Consider the following 286-nt stretch of genomic DNA (forward strand, 5'->3'; position numbering starts at 1 on the left):
GTCGCTGATGCGGTTGCCGTTCTTGTCGTACGCCAGGATGTGTCCCTGGCCGCTGACTACATTAGCGATGTCTGTTGCATTGTTGTTGACTGCGCCATCCACCAGAGTCTGGCGGTTCATGCTGTCATAGGCATACCACAGGTTCTGCGTTGTGGTGTGCGGGACACTATGCTGCACCTGCATATAGGTGTACACCGGCGCACCAGCTTCGTTGTAGCCGGTTACTACATACTCATAGTCGCTCGTGGTGGTGTACGTGGTGTGGCTAGTCTGCTGAAGGACGCGA

The 286-nt window shown here is 55.6% G+C and carries 1 protein-coding gene; it reads right to left on the reverse strand.

Going from position 1 to position 286, the window contains the following annotated elements; genetic code table 11:
• Nucleotides 1–286, reverse strand: a 286-nt coding sequence (locus RVY79_RS19060; protein WP_317466122.1) for a hypothetical protein, incomplete at both ends; no start/stop codon positions are given.

This window comes from Chromohalobacter sp. HP20-39 (genome assembly GCF_033052815.1).
GTDB lineage: Bacteria > Pseudomonadota > Gammaproteobacteria > Pseudomonadales > Halomonadaceae > Chromohalobacter.